This window comes from Psychrobacter sp. APC 3279 (genome assembly GCF_030407795.1).
Classification (GTDB): Bacteria; Pseudomonadota; Gammaproteobacteria; order Pseudomonadales; family Moraxellaceae; genus Psychrobacter.
In genome coordinates this window covers 20,290-45,952 of sequence record NZ_JASDCR010000025.1, presented here as the reverse complement: position 1 = coordinate 45,952, position 25,663 = coordinate 20,290, and the positions used below count along the sequence as shown (strand labels likewise).

At 42.8% G+C, this 25,663-nt stretch carries 23 protein-coding genes; 7 read left to right on the top strand and 16 right to left on the bottom strand.

Features of this window, described 5'->3' with window-relative positions:
- Window positions 1-26 precede the first annotated feature (26 nt).
- The 4 genes from QL898_RS12795 to QL898_RS12780 all read right to left on the bottom strand — a co-directional run bounded on the left by QL898_RS12795 (window position 27) and on the right by QL898_RS12780 (window position 3,843).
- Window positions 27-563: an acyl-CoA thioesterase gene (locus QL898_RS12795; protein WP_290177077.1), complete on the bottom strand. Its 537-nt coding sequence runs from the start codon at window positions 561-563 to the stop codon at window positions 27-29.
- 277 nt (window positions 564-840) lie between these two features.
- Window positions 841-2,223, bottom strand: coding sequence for an NAD(P)(+) transhydrogenase (Re/Si-specific) subunit beta (locus QL898_RS12790; RefSeq protein WP_290177085.1), 1,383 nt, complete (start codon window positions 2,221-2,223; stop codon window positions 841-843).
- Between the two features lie 14 nt (window positions 2,224-2,237).
- A complete protein-coding gene (locus QL898_RS12785; protein ID WP_197707696.1) occupies window positions 2,238-2,576 on the bottom strand; it encodes a proton-translocating transhydrogenase family protein in 339 nt (112 codons plus the stop codon).
- 115 nt (window positions 2,577-2,691) lie between these two features.
- Window positions 2,692-3,843, bottom strand: a complete 1,152-nt coding sequence (locus tag QL898_RS12780; RefSeq protein ID WP_290177076.1) for a Re/Si-specific NAD(P)(+) transhydrogenase subunit alpha — start codon at window positions 3,841-3,843, stop codon at window positions 2,692-2,694.
- A 497-nt stretch (window positions 3,844-4,340) separates the two neighbouring features.
- Between QL898_RS12780 and yaaA the strand changes: the two genes are divergently transcribed.
- Window positions 4,341-5,153 carry a peroxide stress protein YaaA gene (gene yaaA / locus QL898_RS12775; RefSeq protein WP_290177075.1) on the top strand — a complete coding sequence of 271 codons (813 nt, stop codon included), beginning with the start codon at window positions 4,341-4,343 and terminating at the stop codon, window positions 5,151-5,153.
- Window positions 5,154-5,247: 94 nt separating this feature from the next.
- Here the strand turns inward: yaaA and QL898_RS12770 are convergent, their stop codons facing one another.
- From QL898_RS12770 to QL898_RS12755, 4 genes are all read right to left on the bottom strand, one after another.
- Window positions 5,248-6,861: a hypothetical protein gene (locus QL898_RS12770; RefSeq protein ID WP_290177074.1), complete on the bottom strand. Its 1,614-nt coding sequence runs from the start codon at window positions 6,859-6,861 to the stop codon at window positions 5,248-5,250.
- Window positions 6,862-7,351: 490 nt separating this feature from the next.
- Window positions 7,352-8,020: a glutathione S-transferase family protein gene (locus QL898_RS12765; protein WP_290177073.1), complete on the bottom strand. Its 669-nt coding sequence runs from the start codon at window positions 8,018-8,020 to the stop codon at window positions 7,352-7,354.
- Between the two features lie 25 nt (window positions 8,021-8,045).
- On the bottom strand, window positions 8,046-9,224 hold the full coding sequence (locus QL898_RS12760; RefSeq protein WP_290177072.1) for an aromatic amino acid transaminase: 1,179 nt from the start codon (window positions 9,222-9,224) through the stop codon (window positions 8,046-8,048).
- Between the two features lie 18 nt (window positions 9,225-9,242).
- On the bottom strand, window positions 9,243-10,160 hold the full coding sequence (locus QL898_RS12755; RefSeq protein ID WP_290177071.1) for a DMT family transporter: 918 nt from the start codon (window positions 10,158-10,160) through the stop codon (window positions 9,243-9,245).
- 147 nt (window positions 10,161-10,307) lie between these two features.
- Here QL898_RS12755 and QL898_RS12750 point away from each other — a divergent pair, with 147 nt between their 5' ends.
- Complete coding sequence (locus tag QL898_RS12750; protein WP_057758867.1) at window positions 10,308-10,763, top strand: Lrp/AsnC family transcriptional regulator; 456 nt, start codon at window positions 10,308-10,310, stop codon at window positions 10,761-10,763.
- Window positions 10,764-11,046: 283 nt separating this feature from the next.
- Here the strand turns inward: QL898_RS12750 and QL898_RS12745 are convergent, their stop codons facing one another.
- The 3 genes from QL898_RS12745 to groES form a co-directional block, all read right to left on the bottom strand.
- Window positions 11,047-11,418, bottom strand: a complete 372-nt coding sequence (locus QL898_RS12745; protein WP_290177070.1) for a hypothetical protein — start codon at window positions 11,416-11,418, stop codon at window positions 11,047-11,049.
- 381 nt (window positions 11,419-11,799) lie between these two features.
- Window positions 11,800-13,449, bottom strand: coding sequence for a chaperonin GroEL (gene groL, locus QL898_RS12740; protein WP_101204842.1), 1,650 nt, complete (start codon window positions 13,447-13,449; stop codon window positions 11,800-11,802).
- 123 nt (window positions 13,450-13,572) lie between these two features.
- Window positions 13,573-13,863, bottom strand: coding sequence for a co-chaperone GroES (groES, locus tag QL898_RS12735; protein ID WP_057758860.1), 291 nt, complete (start codon window positions 13,861-13,863; stop codon window positions 13,573-13,575).
- 478 nt (window positions 13,864-14,341) lie between these two features.
- Between groES and QL898_RS12730 the strand changes: the two genes are divergently transcribed.
- Entirely contained in the window at window positions 14,342-15,121 is a 780-nt protein-coding gene (locus QL898_RS12730) for a DUF3108 domain-containing protein (RefSeq protein WP_290177069.1), read from the top strand.
- A 111-nt stretch (window positions 15,122-15,232) separates the two neighbouring features.
- Here QL898_RS12730 and QL898_RS12725 read toward each other — a convergent pair whose 3' ends face one another.
- Window positions 15,233-15,682 carry a hypothetical protein gene (locus QL898_RS12725; RefSeq protein WP_290177068.1) on the bottom strand — a complete coding sequence of 150 codons (450 nt, stop codon included), beginning with the start codon at window positions 15,680-15,682 and terminating at the stop codon, window positions 15,233-15,235.
- A gap of 143 nt (window positions 15,683-15,825) precedes the next feature.
- A complete protein-coding gene (gene wrbA, locus QL898_RS12720) occupies window positions 15,826-16,440 on the bottom strand; it encodes an NAD(P)H:quinone oxidoreductase (RefSeq protein WP_290177067.1) in 615 nt (204 codons plus the stop codon).
- A 256-nt stretch (window positions 16,441-16,696) separates the two neighbouring features.
- On the opposite strand from wrbA, the gene QL898_RS12715 reads away from it, so the two are divergent.
- The 3 genes from QL898_RS12715 to QL898_RS12705 all read left to right on the top strand — a co-directional run bounded on the left by QL898_RS12715 (window position 16,697) and on the right by QL898_RS12705 (window position 21,318).
- Entirely contained in the window at window positions 16,697-18,280 is a 1,584-nt protein-coding gene (locus QL898_RS12715; RefSeq protein ID WP_290177066.1) for a YhjD/YihY/BrkB family envelope integrity protein, read from the top strand.
- Entirely contained in the window at window positions 18,273-19,889 is a 1,617-nt protein-coding gene (locus QL898_RS12710) for a DUF2254 domain-containing protein (protein ID WP_290177065.1), read from the top strand. Before QL898_RS12715 ends, QL898_RS12710 begins: the two co-directional genes overlap by 8 nt.
- A 154-nt stretch (window positions 19,890-20,043) precedes the next feature.
- Window positions 20,044-21,318, top strand: coding sequence for a sodium:proton antiporter (locus QL898_RS12705; RefSeq protein WP_290177064.1), 1,275 nt, complete (start codon window positions 20,044-20,046; stop codon window positions 21,316-21,318).
- Between the two features lie 78 nt (window positions 21,319-21,396).
- Here QL898_RS12705 and QL898_RS12700 read toward each other — a convergent pair whose 3' ends face one another.
- Genes QL898_RS12700 through QL898_RS12690 form a run of 3 tightly spaced genes read right to left on the bottom strand, consistent with a single transcriptional unit; the run spans window position 21,397 to window position 24,281 of the window.
- Window positions 21,397-21,945, bottom strand: coding sequence for a DUF2127 domain-containing protein (locus tag QL898_RS12700; protein WP_290177063.1), 549 nt, complete (start codon window positions 21,943-21,945; stop codon window positions 21,397-21,399).
- On the bottom strand, window positions 21,938-23,149 hold the full coding sequence (locus QL898_RS12695) for a dihydroorotase (protein WP_290177062.1): 1,212 nt from the start codon (window positions 23,147-23,149) through the stop codon (window positions 21,938-21,940). The genes QL898_RS12700 and QL898_RS12695 overlap by 8 nt, the downstream gene beginning before the upstream one ends.
- Window positions 23,150-23,207: 58 nt before the next feature.
- Window positions 23,208-24,281 carry an aspartate carbamoyltransferase catalytic subunit gene (locus QL898_RS12690; RefSeq protein WP_114701674.1) on the bottom strand — a complete coding sequence of 358 codons (1,074 nt, stop codon included), beginning with the start codon at window positions 24,279-24,281 and terminating at the stop codon, window positions 23,208-23,210.
- A gap of 389 nt (window positions 24,282-24,670) precedes the next feature.
- On the opposite strand from QL898_RS12690, the gene QL898_RS12685 reads away from it, so the two are divergent.
- A complete protein-coding gene (locus QL898_RS12685) occupies window positions 24,671-25,654 on the top strand; it encodes a class 1 fructose-bisphosphatase (RefSeq protein ID WP_290177061.1) in 984 nt (327 codons plus the stop codon).
- Window positions 25,655-25,663 lie beyond the last annotated feature (9 nt).

Below are 25,663 nucleotides of genomic sequence, written 5' to 3'. Positions count from 1 at the left end.
GTTTCAATAATAGTTTGCGATATGGCTTAGGCTGATTTAGTCGATTTTACCGCGACTTGGTGCTCATTCCATGTGTTAATCGTATCTGTCAACTGCTCGCCCATCATGTCTAATACTTTTGGTGTGCGCATACCTTTACTATCTGTAAAAACAAACTTGGTCATCCCAACGCCCATCAGCTGATTTTCAACAAAGAACCGATGCTCAAAATACACATACTTATGATCCCATCCTGCAACTGCACTGCTAAGCGTCATTTTATCCAAAAATTTAATTTGCTTAAGATAAATCATCTCTTGCATGGCAATCACCCAATTGAGCGGCTTAATACCTTTTTCGTGACAACACGCCTTTACCCAACGTGTCACGTTTAGCTCAATAAATGATAAATAACGGTAATTGGGTAAATGATCGCGAAACCCCATATCGTGTGGCAAAATTCGATAATGGCGGACGGTCGGTGCAGTCAACGTGTCTAGACTGATAGTTTCGCTCGTCGATTGATGCTTGAGCTGTTGTTTAAGTAAGCTGACCATAATAAAAAAACGCAGTAGCATATTCATAATATCTTTCTCTTATTTCATCGTATTTATAATTGGTAATCGTCTAACGTTGAAGCTGTTCAGATGGGTTAAAAGGTTAATCAAGCGCAAATCGTATACTGAGTACATAAAGCGCAGTTAATATTGTGATCATTAAAAACTGACCATAATTAGAAATAACCTCAGTCCATAGTCAGTTCATAAATGCCGCCCACTTTAACGCAAAAAAAGCCACCTCAGTGACTTTCTTTATCTAAAAACTTATCTGCTAATAATGGTTAAAAACATAGCTTAGAGATTAATGACCGCCGCCATTGATAGTACGTACCATCTCTTCTACCATTTTCTTAGCATCGCCAAAGATCATCATCGTTTTGTCCATGTAGAACAAGCTGTTATCAAGACCTGCATAACCGGTACTCATTGAACGCTTGATGACCATGACCGTCTGGGCTTTGCTGACTTCTAGAATCGGCATACCAAAGATTGGAGAAGTAGGATCATCTTTCGCAGATGGGTTTACAACGTCGTTTGCGCCGATAACCAAGACCACATCTGTACTTGCAAAGTCTGAGTTAATCTCGTCCATTTCTAAAATATCATCATAAGGGACATCAGCTTCAGCCAATAGGACGTTCATGTGACCTGGCATACGACCCGCAACTGGATGGATGGCAAAGCGTACATTAACGCCTTCTTCTTTTAATAGCTCATATAGCTCTTTTACTGCATTCTGTGCACGGCCTTGTGCCATACCATAACCTGGTACAATGACTACGCTGCTAGCATTAGACATCAGGAACCCTGCGTCTTCTGCTGAGCCCGCTTTGTAGTTCTTCGGTGCCCCATCTTCGCCGCCTGCTGCCACAGCTGACGTACCCATGCCACCGAACAATACATTAAGCAGTGAGCGGTTCATGGCTTTACACATGATGTAAGACAAGATCGCACCTGATGAACCGACTAGAGAACCTGCGATAATCAGCATCGAGTTGCCAAGCGTAAAACCAATACCTGCTGCTGCCCAACCTGAGAATGAGTTCAGTAGTGATACGACTACTGGCATGTCACCGCCACCGATTGGCGCAATCCACATCCAACCAAAGATAACGGCAATCACTGCCATCGCATAAAATGCTGGTAGTGAGTCAGTGACGAAATACACCCCACCGAACCCAATCATCGCAATGAATAGTAGCGCTTGGACCGGTTTTACCCAGCCGCCAACCAATGTTTTCGCCCAGCTTTTCGCGGCCAATTTACCAAAGGCAAAGACCGAGGCTGAGAACGTAATTGCACCGATGAAGCAACCGATAAATAGCTCGATGCGAGCAACGGCACCATGCTGTTGTTCAGTGTGTAATACCGTCGCAAGTGCAATCGCAACCGCTGCCAAACCGACGAATGAATGCATTAAAGCGACTGTTTCTGGCATTTGCGTCATCGCGACCGTTTTTGCTTTCCACATACCAACGAGAGCACCCAACACCATCGCACCGATGATCAACCAAAGCACAGGGCCTTCTGCTAAAAAGAAGGTTGTCACAACGGCAATCGCCATCGCTGCCATACCAAAACGGTTACCGCGAATCGCTGTCTTTGGACTAGACAAACCACGTAACGTTAAAACAAAGAGAATAGCGCCGACTAGATAGAACCAATCTGCATTTGCTGCAATCATTGCTGAGAAATCGTTCATGCGTCACCTCCGGCATCAGTGGTTGCTACTGGTGCTTTTTTCACTTTCGGTTTAAACATCGCAAGCATACGCTCAGTCACAGCAAAGCCACCGAAGATATTGATACTGGCTAAAAATACCGCAAAGGCACCAAGCAAACTGGTCGGTGTAAACATTGAACCATCAATCGTGACGGTTTGTAGCATCGCACCCACGATGACGATACTTGATAAAGCGTTGGTTACCGCCATCAATGGCGTATGTAATGCAGGCGTCACGCCCCAAACCACGTAGTATCCGACAAAAATAGCGAGCACAAATACAGTGAAAATCGCTACAAATGGTGTGCTACTCATGGCCGCACCGGCTGGCGCTGCAGCTAAAATAGTGGCAATCATCTAATCCTCCTAAAAATTTATTCATTACTGGCAAATGTGTAGTGACAAAATATGTGGTAATAGACTGTTCAAACTAGCGTTTGGCCAGTCGTACCTGACTGTCATGTGTCACTGCCAGTGCGCCCTGAATCTCGTCTTCCATGTCTAAGTTAAGTGCCAAGCTAGCTGATGCGTCATCGCCAGCAGGTGCAATCAATGTCGTAATAAAGTTAACAAGGTTATTGGCATACAAATCTGAAGACTGTGCGGCTAGCATAGATGGGATATTGGCGGCACCAACGATACGTACGCCGTTGTCTGTGGTGATGGTTTCGTTAGGCACGCTGCCTTCGACGTTACCACCGGTACCAGCAGCCATATCGATCAGTACAGAACCTGCCTTCATTTTGGCAAGCGTTGCGGCATGTACCAGACGCGGTGCGTTGCGACCAGGAATCTGAGCTGTGGTAATAACGATGTCAGCATTACTGAGTGCTTTGTCCACGACAGCCGCTTGATCTTTGACATATTGCTCTGATGGTGTCCACGCATAACCACCGGTAGACTTGGCTGTTTCAGCCTCCTCTGCGCTCATCGGCACATCAAGCCATTTACCACCGAGTGACTCCACTTGCTCGCGAGCAGTCGGACGTAGGTCACTGGCTTCTACCACTGCACCCAAACGCTTTGCTGTCGCAATCGCTTGTAGACCTGCAACACCCACACCTAGGATAACGACTTTGGCCGGCTTAACGGTACCCGCTGACGTCATAAACATTGGGAAAGGACGCGAATATTCATTGGCCGCTAGTAACACGGCTTTATAACCAGCAAGGTTGGCTTGTGATGACAATACATCCATATTCTGTGCGCGTGACAGTGTACGAGGCAATAACTCCATCGCAAAGACTGTTGCGCCTTTGGCTGCATAAGTGTCAAGCTGAGTGTTGCGATACGGGTCGAGCATGCCAATGACGATCTGACCAGACGATAAGCTTTCAGTGGCTTCCGCTGGTAAGTCATTGACGGTGGTAATAATCTTAGACTGGGTAATCACCTCGGTACGACTACTGGCAATGTCGGCACCCGCAGCCTGATACAACTCATCAGCATAGTATGCTGCTTGGCCTGCACCTGACTGAACGACGACTTCAAACCCAAGTTTACGCAATTTTTTGACTGCGTCTGGGGTTATGGCTACACGGCTCTCGCTCGTGATATCTGCACTGATTACACCGATTTTCATACCGTCTCCTTACTTACGTCCAATGACTATATTTACGTCTCACGACTACCTTTAATACCCTCAACGCACATCTAAAAAGCACAGGGGACAAAACCCATTGATCATAATTAATCCATTACAGCGACCAAAGGTTATCAATTTAATAAATGATAGCTACTTTACCATCATGCCTTTTTATTATAGAGATATCGTTCGTCAAGTTTCATTGTCTAATGATGACCCACAAGTAAAATAAAAATTTAGGTATTTACACCATTGGCATACTTTTTGTTGGTATATTAAAGCCTTTTATTTTTCCAAAAGACGCTTAAGCCTTATAAATACAGGCCTACCTTCATTTATTTCCTAATGTTAAATCTGTTCTTTTGTTAAAAATATAACGTCAATGAACATAAAATGAGCAAGGTGAAGTCAAGTTCCACCCATGCATACCGTATAATAAGAATACTTGACACTCGAAAAAACCCGTCATCGATTCATTATAATAAGGAATAACCATGTATTTTTTGCTCTCCCCTGCAAAATCCCTGAACGAAACAGACGCTATACCACTAAATTTAGGCAATTATTATAGTCAGCCCGAGCTAATCGAACGCTCACAAGAACTGATGAAAGTACTGAAGTCAAAAGAGCCTGTTGACCTACAAGAATTGATGAGTATATCTGACGATTTGGCTCAGCTTAATGCCACGCGCAATCAACAATGGCATTGGAGCGAAGAGCAGCCATTTACTAACGATGCCTCTGATAACGCCGCCAAACCTGCAGGCTATTTGTTCGATGGTGATGTCTATACTGGGCTTGACATGTATCATATGGACAAAGATACCGCTACTTATGTTAATGAGCATTTAGGCATTTTGTCTGGATTGTATGGAGTACTAAAGCCGCTCGATCTTATCCAGCCATATCGTTTAGAGATGGGTACCAAGCTGAAAAATAAGCGCGGTGGCAATCTTTATGAGTTTTGGGGCGAGGAAGTGACTAACGTTATCAATGCGCGTATGGCTGACAGCGATGACAAAACATTGGTTAATTTAGCTTCCAATGAATACTTTAAGGCGGTAAAGAAAAAAGCACTGAAGGCAGATATCATTACGCCACGATTTGAAGACGAGAAAAATGGTCAATATAAAGTGATTAGCTTTTATGCCAAAAAAGCACGTGGACTAATGGTGAAATATGCAGCAGATAACAAGCTGACCAATGCTGAGCAGCTAAAGCAGTTTGACTTGGCAGGATATTATTACTGTGAAGACGCGTCTGATGATAAGACTTGGACGTTTAGAAGAGATGCGGTGGATCAGTAGCTTGATATAATATGAGTCAAAATTATAAAGAACCCATCATAAGCCGAAACTTATGATGGGTTTGTTATTCTCCAACCACTAAAAATTTTAGGTCCTATACTCTAAAGCGCAACTTATCCCTTGAAACATCCAGTACTACTGTTTCATTATAAACATTATAGGTATGGAGACGATCAATATCAGTCTCCCAATTCGGTTCAATATAACGTACAAAGGTTTCTTTATAAGAGGTCGGTGTTAACTCTTCTACTAGGTATAAAGCCACCCTACGCCCATATCTAAGAGTGCCATCCTGAGCAGTACGAAAGAGCTGACCGTTTTTTTGGAATAATGCGCCTGCTAATCGAGAACCACGCACGTCAATTTTTAGAGGCGCTGAGGGATGAATGGTCCAATTATCTGCTTGCAGCTTGTCAGAGGTATAAATATACAGCTCTAAATCCATAGTAAATGCTGAAATTGAACCGTGAGTTGTGAAAAGATACCATAATCCATTATGCTCAATCACGGCGCTATCTACTGCCTGAACGCCTGAAACTAACTCATGAACTTTTTCCCACTTACACGGAAAGTCTGTCGCTTTTAATAAGCTAATACAACTGGTTTTTGCAGCCTCTGGAATCATATAGACAGCATCTTCATACTCGAATACATTGGGAAAGCTTAAGTGCGTGCTAATACCCAAATCAGCTTGTCCTGAACCAATCACTTGATGGCTTTCATTCAGCTCTATCCACTCTATTCGACCAACATTCTCTTTGTAATTTAAGCTTTCAAAAAATATGTAACGTCTTGAGTCGTGTTCAATATAAAAAGGATCGGCCCAAAAACATCCCTTTTCAGGTAGTATCTCCGTGTATGTTTGTATCGGCTGATCAATAGAACCAATAAAAATACTCCAGTTGTTTAGATAAAGTCTTTTATAAAATCTTTTTATCATGTAGTTTTTTAGAAAATTTTGCAAATGTCGTATGGCCGTTAACTGTGGAGGCGTTTTATAAAGTGTGCGATCGTTAATTAAATTAATAAAATCCCCACTCTCGACGCCAATTTTATTTTTACGGAAGTACCAATACAGTATTGATGCTGCAACCCCTTTTAACTTATCCTCCGTCAAATTATAGTCCCAGTAAAACAAACTGCCATAACCCCTACCTACCACTTTGTGTACATCATGGTCATTACTCAATAATTGCAGTGTCACGACGCTGTTCTCCCATTGTTCAGCAAACTGCCAATACAACGCAGGCTCACCTCGCTGTATCCTTTCATCACCATAATGAAGTAGGAGAATGCCATGCTTCGTAACACCTAGCGCTTTCCCTATTAAGTTTCGAAAATCCATACTCAGCAGGTAATCTAAATCTGTTGCCTGCAATCTTTTAATCACTGAGTCTTCAATTTCATTATTGGATTTATCCTGTCTTGGTATTGATGTAACGACAGGCATTTCGCCATTGGGAACTAAATCATGAATAGAATAACGCTTGGTAGTCTTTTTAGCGTGAGAAAGAATAGAAAATAACTTTTGATTGATAGACGGTATAATTTTAGATATATGAGAGGGATTAGATTGGTGGTCTGCACTGCGTTGGATAGCAATACAAACCTCAACTATACCTTCATCTACTAAAGACTTTAATGGCATAAATTTGTGCCATGCTAATGTTTCATCTTCTACAAAGATTCCAAGCCTAATTTTTTTCATCGTGATCACATTAAATGGCACACGATATTTTGCGATTTCTGACCCGCAACACGTGTCCAAACTCCTTTTAAGTAAAGTGTCATTCCATTATATATTCAAATAATAACATATATAGTAGTACATGTTAAAAGAAACTCACCATTAAAATTAGACACAAACAAGCCCTGCTATCTTTCGATAACAGAAATTCTAATAGCCAGATAGACTTTATGACAAAATCATACTTTTAGCGAAACGCGATTCATCGAGAAAGGTGAGAAAACGGTCAATATAAAGTGAAAGGCTGAACAGTTAAAGCAGTTTGATTTGGCAGGATATTATTGTAAAGCAACCTCTGATGACAAGACGTGGACGTTTAGACGAGACGAATCAAGCCAGTAGCTTGATATAAAAACTATGTTTACTACAATCGCTAGAAGTCACTAGAAGCATTGCATTCAGTGATTCTAGCCCAGTCATCCAATATCTTTTAGTTGAACATATGAACAGATTACAACAACCTTTCTTGTGCCATCATTTCTTGTACCGAGGCACGGTTTAGCATGGCTTGATAATGTGCGTTTAAATGTGTCCAATCCTGTGCTCGACTCGCATATCGCTGACTCCAGTGAGCAATCATAAATAAATGAAAATCAGCCCCACTTAATTTATTGCCTAACAACCATGGACCATGACTCGCCAATCCCTTTTCAACAATATCCCAGCAGTGGGTTAGCACATCATTCGCTTTATTTTTCACTTGTTGCAAATTGTGCTCGTCACTGATGTACTGCTCGGGATGCGCCCAGCGATTAGCAGCTTCTTGCAGTGTAGAAGACATCCAAAACAAATACTGGTAATAGACACCGCGCCTAGAGCATCCTATATCAGGTGCTAGCCCAGACTCTGGGTGTTGATCTAACACATACATTAAAATTGCAGCAGACTCATAAATAACCTGTCCCTGATGCACCAACGTAGGTACTTTGCCATTTGGATTAATGGCTAGATACTCAGCTGATTTTTGCATGTTTTTAGACAGGTCTATTTCTATCATTTCATAAGAAACGCCTAGCTCCTCAAAGACAGCATGGGTAGCCATATTGGCGCCACCTTTATCCCAATATAAAGTATAAATAGTCGTGTCCTTCTTGCTGTGGCGATTGATGGATAAAACCATTGCACTGAGTTATAAAAATTATTCTCTAACGTGAAATAATCGACATGATAGCGTCCGCCAGTTGAGGGATTTCTGTCATTTTCAAACCGGCAATATTGATTCTACCATTTGGCATGCCGTAGATAGCGAACTCATCTTGCAATATCAGCATTTGATTTTTGGTTAGCGGTAATAGAGAAAACATGCCTTTTTGGTGCGAAATGTCTAAAAACTCTGCAGGTGCATCTTTATCTTTTAATGCTGCGCCTAATGCTTGGCGAATAGTATCTACCCTATCACGGTAGCTTGCCAGCTCGACTAACCAAGCGTCTGGTTTGTCTAGCAAATAAGATGCCACTGCGGCACCGTGATTGGGCGGCATAGAGTAGTTGGCGCGTGTGATGGTTTCTAAGAGTGTCTGTATATCTGCGTGACGCTCATGGTTCGTCGTCATCACCGAGGCAATACCCGTCCGCTCATTGTATAGACCCATGTTCTTTGAACAGCTGGCGGCAATAAATGCAAAGTCAGCGTCTTCAATGATTAGACGAAGCCCTGCAGCATCGGCATCAGGATCATCTCCAAAACCTTGATACGCCATATCAATAAACGGGACAACATTTTTCTGTTTACATTTATCAGAAAACAGTTGCCACTGCTCTAGAGAAGGGTCTATACCGGTAGGATTATGGCAGCACGCATGTAATAACAACACGTCTCCTTCTTTTGCTTTTTCTAGCGTGGCAAAACACGCATCGATATCTAATTGACCGTTTTTATTTTGCCATGGATACGTATTAACCGCTAACCCAGCACCTTCCATCAGCGGACGATGATTGATATAGCCAGGGTCGCTGATCCAAACGGTTGAATCTGGAGAGAGCGTGGCGATAAAGTCAGCAATGAGTCGTAACGCACCTGATGCCCCAACCGTCTGAATCGTGCATTGGTTTTTTAGACTTGGACTGTCACCTAGTACAAATTTTGCCATTTGCTGGTTAAAATTAGCGTTGCCCGATAACATGCCATAAGCTTTTGAATGCGCTTGGTGAGCAAGATGTATTTCTGCATCTTGCACGGTTTTCATTACAGGCGTATTGCCATGCTCGTCTCGATAGACACCAACCAATAAATCTATTTTATGTTTGCGTTGGTCAGCGCGAAACCTACCTAACAATGCCCACAGTGGATCACCATTGATAACAGGCATATTATCTAACATCATGATACTTCCTTAATTAATTTATGTCGCTCGATTGGACAAGATGACACCAATGGTACTGAGTACGATGCCACATATCATAATGACTGATAGAGACTCATTAAGTATCAGCGTAGCCAGTATAGCGGTTAATCCTGGGGATAAAGAGCCAAGTAATAAGGTACGAATGGAGCCCAGCTGTTTGACTGCATAAGAAAACGCAATGGTTGATACCACCCCTACACCAAGTCCTTGTACTAGGATAAACGGAAGCGCTTCATCAAAAGATACAGAACCTATATTCGTCTCTACAATACCAGACAGAACCATCATCAATGTCAGAAAAAACGAGGTATAAGAGAGCACGATCGCAATAGCTATTGGACTCAGTTTGGTGCTTTTTAACCCTAAGGTATAACCCGCCCAAATCAGGCTTGCCATCAACAATAACCCCACACCGTACAGAAGACTATTAGGTATTGACTGTGCACGCCCGCCAATCATAGTAGCGATACCAAAGAGAATAAGAATTAATGCGGCAAATTTTCTTAATGATATTCGTTGACGATAAAAAATAAAAGACAATATTGCGGCAAAGAAAACTGGCGTCCCTGTCAAAATAGTACCAACATAAGCTGCTGGTACCGTACTTGCACCAAAAGCGGCCAATAAAAGAAAAGGCACGCCACCAAGTAAAACAAACATGATATCTGGCAGTCTGATATTTTTGACTTCATTCAAACTAGAGAGTACCCAAGGAGTCAACAAAACCAGCGGTACACTAAAGCGAATAAGCATGACATCGGCAATAGTTAGCGACGATGCTCCAACCGCTCGTACAGTCAACGCAAAGCCTGACCAAATCAATAATACGACGCTCATCGCCACATAGCCTTTGGTTAGTGGCGACATTACAAACAAAGGATTTTTGCGCGATGAGGGATGGAATATCGTATTCATAGTCGTGTCTTATGCTGGTATACAAAGACCAATTATCGATTAAAATACGCGCTTTTATCTCTATTTATTCATTGCAATTTTGCGAATATTTGGTGGATAATGCTAACTAAATAAAAATTATTGGCATAAAAAGCCAAAAGGTAAATTATGGACAAAATCGATCGCCATATCTTGGAAGTGCTCCAAAAAGAAGCGCGCTTATCTACGGCGGAATTGTCCGAACGTATAGGGCTGTCGCCTTCTCCTTGCGCGCGACGCCTAAAACGTTTGGAAGATGAAGGTTATATAGAGAACTATCAAGCAAACGTAAATAAAGCCAAAGCGGGTATTGCGATGAGTTTCTTTGTGGAGGTCAGTCTCAACAGCCACCAAGAAGAATCTATCGCAGCTTTCGAACGTGCCCTTTCCAATATGGACGAGGTGATTAATGGACATGTGGTATCGGGTTCTTATGATTATTTATTAGAAGTAGTGAGCCCCAATCTCGATGGTTATGAGCGGTTCACACGTAAGCTACACAAGCTTGCTAGCGTAAAAGACATACACACTCATTTATCGGTGAGAAAGGTAATCAATAAGACGACTCTACCTATTTTTGTTTGAGACTCTTTTATACAGATTAGGAGAAAAATGTCTCGCTCGATCATTTGTGAGTAGCAAGATCCACAATGAGTTCATTTGAATTTGACAGAATATTGCTATTACAAAGAAGCATCTGTTGATAAGACGTGGACGTTTAGACGTGATACAGCAGATTAATAGAGAATTTGGTGAGCTTTAACTACAAAGTCCTAATATAGAAAATATTACTAGGACTTTATTTTAGAGGGATAAGTAAGTCATTCATAGTAAGTAGCTTATTAACAATAGATTTGTATTCACCGTATTATAGGGAAATCTCAACTTCTATTTTGATTGGTCGTTTTAAATGGATAGTAACTGTTATATTAATAGAAGCCGCTTCTGGTGGCTCATTGTCTAAAGCACCGTCAACGATGTGAGCGATTTTCATTGCTTCTACTTCTTTAAGCTCAAAGCCGTTTGCTTTGGCACCTCTCATCACTTTTTCATAAATTTCTTTTTCGCTTGTGTAGCGCTCTTTATTGTTGAATGATAACTGCATAACTTTAGAATAGGCGACGCTAGACATCTCCATCGGTTTTTGCATTTTAAACCTATCTAAACTAGGATCAGCTGAACTACTAGCAGAAGCTAACACTAGGACTGATGCTACCATCGCAATCGATAAAATCTTCATTTTGGATTCCTTTTGAGTTAATTTATTCCTTCTAAGTTAAAACACTGTTAGCGAATATATTCGCTATATCAACTATATCCTAATAAATTATTAATTGAAAATTTAAATTAATATTAGTAATACTAATCTTGTTAAGTAATGGGTAATTTTAGTCAGTTATCCCTATTCTGATTTTCTGCACAATGCCAATTATTACTTTAAATCAAACACAAAAAAGCCCTGCTATCTTTCGATAACAGAGCCTTTAATAGTCAAATAGACTTTATGACAAAATCATACTTTTAGCGAAAAGTGATTTATCAAGGAAGGTAGGCAAAAATAGTACTTGTTGTACATTGAGCGTATCTGACAAAGATAAATCGCTTTGCAGCAGAAGTAAAATTACATCATGCCGCCCATTCCACCCATACCGCCCATTCCAGCACCACCGCCCATAGCAGCCATACCGTCATCACCTTGCGGTAAGTCAGTGATCATAACTTCAGTCGTTAGCATTAAGCCTGCAACAGATGCAGCATTTTCTAGTGCTGAACGAGCAACTTTAGCTGGATCAAGAATACCCATCTCTAGCATATCGCCATATTCGCCAGTCGCTGCGTTGTAACCGTAGTTACCACTGCCACTCTTCACTTCGTTAACCACAACTGAAGCTTCTTCGCCAGCGTTGGTTACGATTTGACGTAGTGGTGCTTCCATCGCGCGACGTAGGATGTTCATACCAGCGTTTTGATCATCGTTATCACCGCGTAGTTCAGACAATGCATTCATCGCACGAACTAAGGCAACACCGCCGCCAGGTACAACACCTTCTTCAACCGCTGCACGAGTTGCATGTAGCGCATCGTCAACACGGTCTTTCTTCTCTTTCATTTCAGTTTCAGTTGCTGCGCCGACTTTGATCACTGCTACGCCGCCTGCTAGTTTAGCAACACGCTCTTGTAGCTTTTCTTTGTCATAGTCAGAAGTAGATTCTTCGATTTGACGGTTGATAGACTCAACACGGTTTTCGATGTCAGCTTTGTTGCCAGCGCCATCAACGATAACGGTGTTTTCTTTACCGACAGTCACTTTCTTAGCAGTACCAAGTTGCTCTAGAGTAGCAGTCTCTAAGCTTAGGCCAATCTCTTCAGAGATTACAGTACCGCCAGTTAGCGTTGCGATGTCTTCTAGCATTGCTTTACGACGATCGCCGAAACCTGGTGCCTTAACAGCACAAGTTTTCAAGCCGCCACGCATGTTGTTTACAACTAGTGTCGCTAGTGCTTCGTTTTCTACATCTTCAGCGATGATTAGCAACGGCTTGCTCTGCTGCATTACTTGCTCAAGTAATGGCACGATCTCACGGATGTTGCTGATTTTTTTGTCAACTAGCAAGATATATGGGTTTTCAAATTCAGCAGTTAGGCTGTCTTGCTTGTTGGCAAAGTATGGGCTGATATAACCACGGTCAAACTGCATACCTTCTACAACTTCTAGGGTATCTTCGAAGCTTGAACCTTCTTCAACAGTAATAACGCCTTGCTTGCCTACTTTTTCCATCGCTTGCGAGATCAGCTCACCGATTTTGGTGTCTGAGTTTGCAGAGATAGAACCAACTTGAGCGATTGCTTTGTGATCGTCAGCTGGCGTTGATAATTTATGGATTTCTTTAACCGCTTCACGTACCGCTTTGTCGATACCGCGCTTAAGATCCATTGGGTTCATGCCAGCAGCAACTGACTTCATGCCTTCTTGCAAGATTGACTGAGCCAATACAGTCGCAGTGGTTGTACCATCACCAGCGACATCATTAGTGCGACTAGCTACTTCACGTACCAACTGTGCACCCATGTTTTCAAATTTGTTTTCTAGCTCGATTTCTTTGGCAACTGAAACACCATCTTTAGTGATGGTAGGTGCGCCAAATGATTTGTCGATAACAACGTTACGACCTTTAGGGCCTAGTGTTACACGTACTGCGTTTGCTAGAACGTTTACGCCGTCCATCATTTGTTTACGGGCATCAATGCCGAATTTTACGTCTTTTGCCATGTTAAATTACTCCACTATTATAAGTATGAGAATACAATTGATTGATTTGATAGTTGCTTATCAAAAGCGATTATCAGAAACTGCTATCAAAATGTGCTGAGTATAAAATAATACTCAAAAGGACTAGCCTTCTAGCACACCCAATACATCAGACTCTTTCATAATCAATAGTTCTTCACCGTCAACCTTTACGGTTTGACCAGCATATTGACCGAACAAAACTTTGTCGCCAGCTTTTACATCTAACGCACGAGTTTCACCGTTGTCACGAACTTGACCATTACCAACTGCAAGCACTTCACCTTGTGAAGGTTTCTCTTGTGCTGAACCAGGAAGCAAGATACCACCAGCTGTCTTTGTTTCTTCTTCTATGCGGCGGACGACAATACGGTCATGTAAAGGACGAATGTTCATCGATATGACTCCAAAAGTTGGTTAATAAAATTAAGGGTTTATTTGAATTAATGGTCTCAATACCAGTATCTATAGGGAACACTGCCGAAAACAACGCTTTATAGATAAGCCTTGAGCTTGTAACAAAAAGTGGGGGCAAGGTGAGTTCGGTTCAAGTGTAAAGTCCAAAAATTTACAAGATTATTTTGCAAAAATTTCTCAATCAACGTTTCATATAAATGAATGAGGTTTAGTAAAGCCAATATGCTAGTTAGACAAAGGACGAGAAGTAAGAATATTTAAAAATATTAGCGAGCTAAATTTATATTTTGACCAATACCAAATCAACTATAGAAACATTTGCTACAAGCTCTACACGAAGCGGTATGACATCACGCTTGAAAATGTAACAGCGTATGACCATTATAGGTCTGGTAAACATAATAAGAACGAACGAAAAAAATTGCCATATCGGCAATAAATTAATGAAGGGGTATCTATGAGTTTTTCATCAATGCACAAGAAGTCATCAAGCGACAATGTTGATAATGCTAATAACGCAAAACGCAGTCCATCTAAATTTTTATCTGCCTTAGTGACAGGCATCAGTATCTCTACCGTTGGAGCTTTGAGTATGACCGCACCTACCCTTGCCAGCGCAAAAACCGTCCAACCATCAACTGCCGATTATAGTTTTACCGTTGAGGACAAGTACAAAGGCACAGCAACTCGTACGCTAAGCAAATCTGGTAATACGTGGAAATATAACGTTAAGGCTCGCGTCGCTGGTGTGGCGAGTGCCTCGCAAAACAGCACTTTTACGCTTAATGGCAACAACGTTAGCCCCACGCAGGCGAGCACCACGTACAAACTGCTTGGCATGGGGCGCACACACAAACTAGACTTTAACCCAAGCAGCAAAAAAGTCACCAGTAGCTATAAGGGCAAGTCGACGACTATGAATATGTCGCAACAAGCCTTTGATGACTTGAGCCTTGAGGTACAGATTCGTCAAGATTTATTAAACGGTAAGTTCTCTGGTAACTACTACATGGCGAAAAAAGACAAAATCGAGAAGACGCCATTTAAAAAATCAGGCAGCACTAAAATTACCGTACCAGCAGGTACCTTTGATACGGTACGTGTTGACCGTGTCCACGATGACGATAGCCGTTCTACCAGCTTTTGGTTAGCCCCAAGCTTGGACTATATGCCAGTTAAAGTTAGCCAAATTAACGATGGTAAGAAAATGGATTTAGAATTAACTAAGATTAACTAATCTACTTATCTTGAAAGTTATAAACAAAAAAGCGGCGCCCCAGATGGAGTGCCGCTTTTTTTATGGTTTTAGATTGATAGATAGAATTTATTAGGCTTTAGATAACTTCAATTATTGACGAGGTTTCTTCACAACATTGTTCATCGAAGGCAAACGTTTGAGCAAAATAAATAGCCAAACATTGATAGCAAGCAATAGTAAGAAATCCGCTAAGTATACGGCGATTTCTGCCCAGCTACTGCCATATATACGAGTAAACAGCACCACGCCACTCGCGCCCAAATATACTAGGGTAAACATACTGCTTATTAACAATGCATAAGGTGAACGACCGCGTAATATCCATGGCGTCAGAATTAACGCGGGCACGAGCCATAATGCCTGCCAAGCAATACCGCCAACGATATCAGGGCTACTAGGATTAAAGATACTAATAAAGATAGGCAATCCGAGCAGTCTATAAACGAGCCAAATTAACCACGTAACCTTCAAGCGCTGTGCAATAGGTGCGATAGGCTTAACCGTTTTAAGAGGCTTTGTATGAGAGCGGGTTGTGGCCATTAGATATTTTGATTTCCTAAATGAATAATATACTGCTGAAGATGAATAAGTAGCTCGTTGTTATAACCACTTGGTTATAACCATTCAACCATAGATTTTGAGACTCAGACGCTTATAGACAGCAGGTTTATAAAAGTTACTTATCAACCCCAATTAGCCTGTGCTAATGCAGCTGCCGTAATCGCTAAACGGCGTCCCTGCGCAATACCCAAATCTCGCTCGTCAGCAGATATTGGCTGATCATGCGATGCACCGCTGACATGGCTGGCACCATAAGGTGTACCGCCGCGATGAGTACGGTTCAGTGCTGGCTCTGCATAGGGCACACCTACGATGACCATACCGTGATGCATCAGTGGCAACATCATCGTCAACAATGTCGTTTCTTGGCCACCATGCATAGAGCCTGTCGCGGTAAACACTGATGCAGGCTTGTTTTGTAGGTTCCCTGCCAGCCATAAGGTCACGGTATTGTCCCAAAAATACTTCATGGGTGCGGCCATATTACCAAAGTGCGTTGGGCTACCAAGCACTAGACCGCTACAGTCCTTGAGATCATCCATCGTACAGTACAAGTCACCCTCATCAGGTATCGCAGGCTTACTTGACGTGGTTTCAGGTGCCACTGTCGGTACCGTACGGATACGCGCGGTCATGCCAGCATCTTCAATACCTTGAGCGATAGCATATGCTAATGTCTTAGTCGTACCGTAATTAGAATAATAAAGCACCAAAACATAAGGGTCGGTCTGACTCATTAGCAAAGCTTCCTTATAAAATCGTTAGCCATACTAGTCACCAAAAATGCGGCGAAATATACGACTAACTGGCATTGTAGAATATGTGCACATTATGCCCGAGTCATTCACTGTCATGCAAATAACCATGATTGATAACCTGACTTATATTGTATCTGATGTGCTACGCGGTGCATTTTGACACAATTAAACCGCAGATGATAACCGTTCATCTTTGTTACACTATTGTCACTCTTACTTTTGCTTAATGGTCGACATGGAAAAATTATCTCAAAAACTCCCGTTTTTACAACAGCGCTGGTTTCAGTTTTTACGGTTTTTGACTCGGCATTTTTTTGAAGATAATTGCCAGCAAAAGGCAGCTTCACTGACATACACTACTATGCTGTCGATCGTGCCTGTATTGACGGTATTACTGATGATTTTGTCATCCGTACCAGCACTCGCATCGGTTAGAGCGCAGATTTATGACGTCATCTATAGCAATCTGTTACCGCAATCGAGCATGCAAGTTAGTGAGTATATTAATAGCTTCGCCGAAAAGTCATCCAATCTAACCATCATCGGTGCCATGATTTTATTCTTTACGACTATCATGACCTTGACCACTATTGAGCGCGCGTTTAACCAGATTTGGCGAGTAGAAGACCGCTCGGGTGGTATCAAAAGCATGCTGCGCTATTGGACTATCGTTACTTTGGGACCTTTGGTATTGGGTACCGCTTTTATCGCTTCCAGTACTGTACAGAGTCTGAGCTTTCTCAATCGTCAAATTGCAGGCTACGGTATCGACTGGAGCTTTTGGGTACAAATGGCATCGATTGGTATTACGATGGCGGGCTTTATCGGTATGTACTGGTTTATTCCAAAGGCGCGCGTACCGGCAAAAAATGCAGCCATCGCTGGCGTGTTTGTGGCCATTGTCTTTGAATTAATGAAGCATCTGTTTGGTACAGTAATGGCTAACTTTACCAGCTACGAAGCGATTTACGGTGCCTTTGCTGCACTGCCTATCTTTCTACTATGGATTTATCTGTCGTGGAATTTGATTTTATTAGGCGTTGAAATCAGTTATACCTTGACGATTTTTGAGACAGAAGAAGTCTACCCTCGTCACCCGTTACTCAGCTTGTTAGACATGTTGAATTTGGTTTATACCCACCACTTAAAAGGTGAAGCTGTTAGCGAGCAAGCACTGCGTAATGTCTTAGGTCGCAAAGAGCTGCCAAAATGGTATACCTATATCAACTACCTACAAGACAGCAATCTGATTACCATGACAGATGATGACGACTATGTACTCAAAAGAGACCTGAGTAGGATGACGTTATGGGACTTTTATCGTACCTTGCCCTATCCACTTCCTATCAAGGACGAGTTGGATGAGATGAAATTGGAAGGTCAAAAGCCTTGGCTGAGTTTATTGGTCAAACGTTTTGAGAATACTGAAGCGTACGCCAAACAGCAACTGCATCTGCCGCTAAATGCTATCTTTGCCAATAGTGAACCTCGTAAACAATCTAATAGTAAGCATGGCGATGACCATAAATTATTTAGAAAAACCTCTGCCGCCACTGAAAACGTACAACGACATGATAATCTAGATAGACATGGTGAGAGTGCTTACAACGGTAATGATCCACATCTAGAAGCATCACCGCACCTAGAACCGATGGCTTATGACAAAGACAGTGATATTGAATATGACGATCACGACAATGAGGCCATCATACCTCTAGGGACTAGTGAGAGTCATACTAAGACAGATATGACCAGACGTGCGCATAAAAACGCTATTATTACAGAAGCAGATAACCCTAAGGCTCATCACAGTGAATAAAAATGATGGAGACAGTGTCTGGACACGTACGATCAATGCAGGTCAAAACAGGCTCAAGCAGTTCACTAAGTTGTGGTCGATACAAACGCTGACCGACTTGCCTGATCGCTTAAATAATTTGTGGCAATGGCTGATTGGCTCTTATTGGTTTATTCCAACCGCTTGTGTCATCGTCGGTATTTTACTTGCTCCTTTGCTAGTCGCGATTGATCAACATTTTGATCGTGAAACGGTAAAAGAGATCTCCTTCGCCTTTACTGGTGATAACGAGGCTGCGCGCGCGATTATGACTGCCATCGCTGGTGCGGTACTGGGCGTGGCAGGTACGACGTTTTCGATTACAATCGCCGTCCTGTCGATGGCATCTTCACAGTTTGGTCCAAGACTGCTACGTAACTTTTTGACTGATACTCCAAATCAGTTTGTCCTTGGCGCTTTTATCGGTACATTTAGCTATAGCTTACTGGTATTGAAGTCTATCCATAAGTCTGACGTAGCTTTTGGCGTACCGCAATTGGCAGTGACCTTTGCCATTATCATGGCAATTATCTGTGCGCTGCTTTTAGTTTATTTTGTACAGCATATGGTACATGCCATTCAAGCGTCACACGTCATTCAAAATGCTAGCAACGATGCAATTGTAAACATTTACTACTGGTATAACGATCGATGTGACATTCAACATCAACGCGATGCTGAGCACCATGATATCGAGCAGTTCCAAAACTGGCCTGCTATGCCAATTTATTCACCAAATTCCGGTTATCTACAGCAGATTTATCTTGAGTCATTGATTGCGCTGTCACAAGATTATGGTGGCGTGGTACAGATGCATGTCAACCTCGGTAATTACGTCACTGACAAAAACGTCATTGGTTACTTTTATCAGCGACCTGCATCTCATCCAAATAATCAACAGAAGACAGCAACCCCGCATCTGGCAGTAATTCCGAGAGCGCCTGATGGACTGTTTTGGCAACGACTGGCAAGTTGCCTGCGACTTGAGCAACGATTGGCGCACTCCAACGACATCGCCTATAGCTTAGGTCAGATGACGGAGATTGCTGTGCGCGCACTATCCCCTGGTATCAATGATCCAAAGACTGCGGTCAATTGCGTCCAGTCTCTAACTAGCTGCCTGAGTATTATGATGCGTCGTCAGCCACCGAGCCCTTATCATTTCCATATACCGCAATCAGAGACTAACGATAGCTCTGAAACTACTATCAAACAGAAGCGACTGGCCATATTAGCACTAGTCACTCATACTCCCCAAATATCTGATTTTATCAATGTATCACTTGGTGAGATACGTCGTTATGCAGCGGCTGACTTGATGGTATTAAAAGCACTGTGTCAGGCAATGGTAAATTTAAATTATGCACGGGTAAACCGTGCACAGCAGCAAACGCTATTACATGAATTGCATCTGATTCAGCGCGCCGGAGAAGAGAATTTAAATTATCAAGAGCTGGTCAATGATTTGGTCGCTATGTGCGAACAAGCCCAGCAATTTATCCTTGATAAGGATGCTCAGCACAAGCATTTTAATTATGTCAGTGAGTTTGAAGCGGATATTCGTCAAGCGTTACAGACACAGTCTAGTTAATGATATGACCAATTAACTGTTTAAATAGATGGCAATATCAGTCTTTATAAACACATTACTTATAATCACAACCCCTATAGCCAACAACACTTATAACATCCCTATAAGCCCTGCGCTTTAGATACTTTTTATATTCATATGAGACCTACTTTTTATGGCATCTGCAACCAGCCTTACCATCCTAGAAATCAGCGCCATATTTTTGTCGATTACTGCTTCACTAACTTATATTAACCACCGCTTTATCGGTTTGCCGACCACTATCGGTGTCATGGTCATCTCTATCTTATTGTCAATCGGTGCGATATTTTTGGGTTTCTTAGGGTTTGATCAGCTGATTGATTACGAAGTCAGTTTATTGGAGCAACTTGATTTTACCGAAGTGCTCTTAGACGGTATGCTATCGATGTTGCTATTCGCAGGCGCATTACACGTCAATATTGGTGACTTAAGACGCTACAAGCTACCTATCGGCATCCTTGCGGGTCTTGGCACGGTCATATCGGCGATGCTCATTGCGACCGCGATTTATTTTATGCTGCCGTTGTTTGGTTTCGGCCTGCCATTTCTCTGGTGTCTGTTGTTTGGGGCGCTTATCTCCCCTACCGATCCTATTGCTGTCATGGGTATTTTGTCGTCAGCAGGCGCTCCAAAGAGTATCGAGACTGTGATCGCTGGCGAGTCATTGTTCAATGATGGTATCGGCGTGGTCATCTTCGTCTTATTGCTAGGGATTTTATCTAGCGGTGATATTCCTACTGCCAACTACGTCGCACATACTTTGGCGGTTGAAGCTGGTGGCGGCGTTGTATTCGGACTGGTACTTGGCGCAATTTTGTACTACTTGCTCAAAAGCATCGATAGCTATCAAGAAGAAGTACTATTAACATTAGCAGGCGTCATCGGTGGCTATGCGCTGGCCAGCCATTGGCATTTATCAGGGCCACTTGCCATGGTGATGATGGGCCTAATGGTTGGCAATCGTGGTCGCGAGCTAGCCATGAGTGATAAGACACGGCACTATATTGATTTGTTCTGGGAATTGATTGATGAGATTTTAAATGCCATTTTGTTTGTGCTCATCGGTCTAGAAGTGGTGATGATTGCTTATTCAGGCAATTTATTTATTGCGAGTGGTTTGACGATTTTGATTGCGCTGATTGCTCGATTTATCGTGGTAGGCATGACGACCAAAACATTTCACCGTCAGCTTGATTTACCTACGGGCGCGTGGAAGGTCCTGACATGGGGCGGCTTACGCGGTGGTATCTCAGTCGCGCTAGTATTACAGTTACCAATCGGGGCTGAACGAGAGATTTTATTGGCACTCACTTATGCAGTGGTGATATTCTCCATCTTGGTACAAGGTCTGAGCGTTGGAAAAGTCGCTAAAAGCATTCGTAAGGATGAAAAAACAGTAGACGTATAAGCTAAAAATATAGCAGGCACAAAAAATCCAGCATCAGATACTTGTCTTATGCTGGATTTTTTAACTTAAATTTAAACGTTATATTAAGCCCTTACGTTTCATATTGCGATAAACCACAATAATAATGAGCAGATTAGAAACCAATATTCCAAGCTTAAACCAGTCAAATGGGCTAACGATCAAATAGTAGATTTCTATAGGAATAAATACCCCGTAGCCCAGCACCCCAAACCAATACGCCCATGTTTTGTCATGCCATAAGCCATAGGCTTCGAGGAAGCGCAGGCTAGCGTAAGCAAATATCAATAATAAAAACATCGGCCAGTTCTTACTTGCTTGCTGAGCAATACGTACAGCACTATCGATTTGCGGGGCAAGCATATGGCCGAAGCTGCGCTGCCAAGTAACGGTTGCCGTCGTCAGCCAATGCTCAAGATTGGTATGCCACCACCATAATGCCCCTGCTCCTAGTAACGCACCAACACCTTTCACTACCTCATAAATGGCCACTGCTTTGATAGACTCACTCGCCGTACTGCGCGATTTTTCTTGCTGACCATTCATGGTAACCCCTTTATCCTTCGAGGATGGCGGCAGACGGTCATCCTGTCGGGGCAAATTAGCCAAAGAATGTCTCCACAACACGTCCTTGCAACTGCTGATTGAAAAACGGCGTGTTCTTACCATTCGATAACATAGATTGCGCGGTTACTTGCCACTCAAGATTAGGATCGACCAATACTGCACCGCCGATAGCTTCATACTGCTCACTAATACCTGCGATTTTTGCAGGATTCAGGCAAATTTTATCTACCAGTTGCGAGAGTGTTAACACCTCGTCATTTACTAGCTGACAAGCCAGCGCCATAAACGTATCAAAGTTTGAGATACCTGGCGTACTTTCAGCAAATGGTGCTTTTTTGGCGGTACTATTTAGTGGCTCGTGATGACTACAGATAGCATCGATAGTGCCATCCTTTAACCCACGGCGGATTGCCTGCTGATCCGTATTACTACGTAGCGGTGGCAACACATATGCCTGAGCATTAAAGCCTTCAAGGTTGTCATCGGTTAAATATAGCTGATGCATCGCAACATCACACGTAACAGGCAAGCCTTTGTCTTTTGCCCAACGCATGAGCTCAATGGAAGACTTACATGATAGCTGGCTAAAATGAGCAGCGATTCCGGTCTCTTCAACCATCAGTAGCTGCGTAGACAATGCAACAGTTTCTGCAATCCAAGGAATCCCTTGTAGACCATGATAAGAAGCAATATAGCCCTCATGTGCAACGCCGTCTCCAGACAGACTTGGCTCATCAGGATAAAAGAATACTTTCATACCAAAAGTCGCCGCGTATTCTAGTGTACGCAGCAATACTAAGTCATTGCGAAAAGGTCTACGCGCATTGGATACTGCGATACAGCCACCCTTTTTAAGCCCTGCGATATTAGACGGTCGTTCACCCTCTAACCCTGTGGTCAATGCACCCAAAATATGCAAGTAAATCCCGCCATCACTCAAGGCTCGCTCACGTAAACCTTTTAATAGTGAGCCATTTTCTAAAATAGGATTGGTGTCAGGCGGTGTGACTACATGCAAGAATCCATTACCACGAGCTGCGCTGCCTTCTGATTTTAGCGTACCGTGTTGCTGTTGGCCTGGTTCACGCAAGCGCGCGCACAGATCTACCAAAGGTGGTAGCAACCACATCTCACGGCCAGATTCAAGTGTAGATAGTCTTTCTGTTGCAGTTTGTGGCAATGCATCTTTAAATGCTTTTGGTAAATGGTCAAGAATGGGTGCATCCGTATTAAGCGTGGTAGACATAACGTTATTACCGTATCAATAAAATGAAATAAATAAGAATAAGTCGCGCGGCAGGCTATTATTTGCCAGCCGCTTGATGAGCACGCTGACCTTCCATTGCAAGCGACAAGACCGCCATGCGAATGGCAATGCCGTTATTTACCTGCTTTAAGATAACGGATTGTGCGCCATCAGCCACACTAGAGGCAATTTCAACACCGCGATTCATCGGCCCCGGATGCATTACCAATGCATCAGGCTTAGCGAGAGCTACCCGCTCTGGCGTGATCCCATAATGCTTATAGTATTCACTTGAGGATGCCAATAGCGGCGAACCAATACGCTCATTTTGTATTCTTAATCCCATAATCACATCACAGTCGGTGACACACTCGTCCATGTTTTCGTATACCTGCACACCGAAACGCTCAATACCTTTTGGCAGTAGAGTACGCGGCGCACAAACACGGATATCTGTCACACCTAGCGTTTGTAGTGCACTGATATCAGAGCGTGCCACGCGTGAATGCTTAATATCACCAACGATTGCGATAGACAGCTCTTCGAATGGGCGCGGCGCTTCACGGTGAATAGTCAACATGTCGAGCATTCCTTGAGTAGGATGCGCATGCCAGCCATCACCGCCGTTAATGATAGCGATATCAGGCGTCACTTCTGTTGCCATAAAATGCGCAGCACCTGATGCTGAATGGCGTACTACAAAGATATCTGCGGTCATTGCCTGTAGATTCCACAGCGTATCACGCAGACTCTCGCCTTTTTTGGTACTAGAACGTTCGATATCGATATTGAGTACATTGGCACCCAAGCGTTTTTCTGCCACCTCGAATGTCGTCCGTGTACGCGTCGATGGTTCAAAAAACAAATTCATGACCGTATAACCGTCTAACTCAGGACGATTGATTAGCTGTCCGTTTTCATCAAAGAAAGTCTCTGCTTTTGCGATAATAGCTTTGAGCTGTGCTTTATTAAGACCTTCAACACCTAAGAAATGCCTGATACTGCCATCGGTGTTGAGCTGCGGACGACTCAATGAGGTATTGAGCCTTTGATGAATCGTATTGGGATCAAATTTTGCATAATCAGTCGGTGAGACTGGTTGTGTAGCGCTACTATCGATAGAATTTGACATAATGGCGAGTCTTTATTGTGGGTTTATATGAGTCTATAGTAATCACTTATTCATCTTTGTTCGATCATTTATCACTGATAGGCATAGATACAAAGGACATTTTGACGCTTATTTGCTACAATTTACCGTAATCAAATTCGACCAAAAAATAGCATCAGCAGACACTCAGAAAGCGTGAGTAGACATGCTTTATTCTCATAGAGAATAATTCTGACAAAACTATAAATGAATAACAATAGATATAGTGTAGCCGATTTTGTGGTCGGGACAAAGATGCCGTATTAGCTATTTAAGAATTTACCTATTTCAGGTGTGCTAAATGCCACCTACTTCTTTACTTTGATACCTATCCGTTCTTTCACTTTCCATACCCTTTATTAGGAAGCCTTATGACGACCTTAGCAGACTATCTAAACCAACATGCCACTAGCCCTGCACTTAACGACGTGATTACCACTGTCACTGATGTTGGTAAAACCATCTCACAACTGCTCAGAAAGGGCGCTTTAGCAGACATTTTGGGCGAAGCCGGTAACCAAAACGTCCAAGGCGAAGATCAGAAAAAACTAGACGTACTGGCCAATGACTTACTGCTAGATGCATTGGCAAAGAATACCCATTGCGCTGGTGTCGCTTCAGAAGAGCTCGATGACGCGACTCCTGCTAATGATGATGGTAGCCTACTGGTGTTATTTGACCCACTAGATGGCTCATCAAATATCGACATCAATATGGCAGTAGGTACGATTTTTTCTGTTCTACCGTATGAGCGCCAAGGTCAAACCAGTGAAAATAGCGACTATCTACAGGCAGGTAACAAACAGTTAGCAGCCGGTTATCTGCTGTATGGCACCTCTACGGTACTGGCATTAACCATCGCAGACAAAGTCGTGATGTTTAGCCTAGATCCAGAGACTGAAGACTATGTGCTGATAGAAGATAACGTGCAAATCGCTGCCGATACGAGCGAATATGCGATCAATAGCTCAAATTATCGCTACTGGCGTGCACCGATGCAGCAATATATTGATGAACTTATCGCTGGTGAAACAGGTGTACGTGGACGCGATTTTAATACGCGTTGGGTAGCCGCCATGGTTGGTGACGTCCATCGTATTTTATGCCGCGGTGGTCTGTTCACTTATCCGTTTGATACCAAATACGCTCATAAAGCGGGTAAACTACGCTTGATGTATGAAGCTAACCCAATGAGCTTATTGATTGAGCGCGCGGGTGGCGGTGCGACAGACGCTGTCAATCGTATCTTAGATATCGAACCGACTGATATCCATCAACGTGTTCCTGTGGTACTCGGTAGCAAAAACGAAGTCAATTACGTGAAAGACTTACACGTCAATTATTGTGAAAAATAATTGATTAGC